This is a genomic window from Rathayibacter rubneri (genome assembly GCF_023743255.1).
GTDB lineage: Bacteria > Actinomycetota > Actinomycetes > Actinomycetales > Microbacteriaceae > Rathayibacter > Rathayibacter rubneri.
Window position 1 is genome coordinate 1 of record NZ_JAMRYM010000198.1, and the last position, 1,201, is coordinate 1,201.

Genomic DNA, 1,201 nt, shown 5'->3' on the forward strand with positions numbered 1-1,201 from the left:
GTCATCGCTCGCTCGCTTTCTGGCCGAGGCCGGTGGAGGACAGGAGGGGGTCGGTCGCGGCGATCTCGTCGGCGCGGTCGGCCGAGGCGGCCAGCACGGCCGCGGCCTTCTTCTGCGCCCGCTTGCCGAGCACCCGGTTCTCGACCGAGGCGATCCTCCGCGAGACCGCGAAGTTCACCAGCCCGATCAGCACGATCAGGAGGAACAGCAGCCACGCGATCGCGGCCGCCTCGCCGAAGTTGCCGCGGAAGAACGCCATCTCCCAGAGGTAGAGGACGGTGGTCTGGAACTGGCGGTCCGAGCCGCCGATGCCGCCGGCGTTCGACACGTCGAAGAGGCGCGGCTCGGCGAAGATCTGCAGTCCGCCGATGGTCGCCGTGATGACGACGAAGATCAGGGTCGGGCGGATGTTCGGGATCGTGATCGACACGAAGCGGCGGAACGCGCCGGCTCCGTCGATCGCGGCCGACTCGTGCAGGTCGCGGGGCACGGCCTGCATCGCGGCCAGGAGGATCAGGGCGTTGTAGCCGGTCCAGCGCCAGTTGACCATCGAGGCGATGGCGACGTGGCTGGCCAGGCGGTCGTTGATCCAGTCGATCTGGGGGACGCCGATCAGGCCGAGGAGGTTGTTCGCCAGGCCGTCCTGCTCGCTGAACACGCTCGAGAAGATGAGCGCCACGGCGACCGGGGACACGATGTAGGGCAGCAGGACGCTCATCCGCCAGAAGGTCCTGGCGCGCAGCGACTGGTCGAGAGCGGCCGCCAGGAGGAGCGCGACGAGCAGCTGGGGGATCGTGGACAGCAGGAAGATGCTGACGGTGTTGACGATCGAGTTCCAGAAGAACCGGTCGCCGAGCACGGCCGCGAAGTTGCCGAGGCCGACGAAGTCGCCCTGGCCCTGCAGCAGCTCCCAGTCGTAGAGCGAGACGACGAGCGTGTAGACGAGGGGGAACGCGCCGGTGATCGCGAAGAGCAGGAAGAACGGCGAGATGTAGAGGTAGGGAGAGGCCTTCACGTCGAAGCGGCCGAGCCGCTGGCGGAAGGTCAGGGGGACGCGGGGCGCGGCGGGCCGCCCGCCCCTCGGCGGTGTCGCCGTCGCCGGCGGGGTCAGTGTGCTCGTCATGGCGCGATCGCTTTCCTCGGAGGGAGGGGCCCCCACCCGGCGGAACGGTGCCGCCGGGTGGGGGCCTGTCGGGAGGGA

General features: G+C 69.7%; 1 protein-coding gene. It reads right to left on the minus strand.

From position 1 onward, the window contains the following. Position 1: 1 nt before the first annotated feature. Positions 2 to 1,123, minus strand: coding sequence for a carbohydrate ABC transporter permease (locus tag NB037_RS19275; RefSeq protein WP_251948676.1), 1,122 nt, complete (start codon positions 1,121 to 1,123; stop codon positions 2 to 4). Between the last annotated feature and the right edge of the window lie 78 nt (positions 1,124 to 1,201).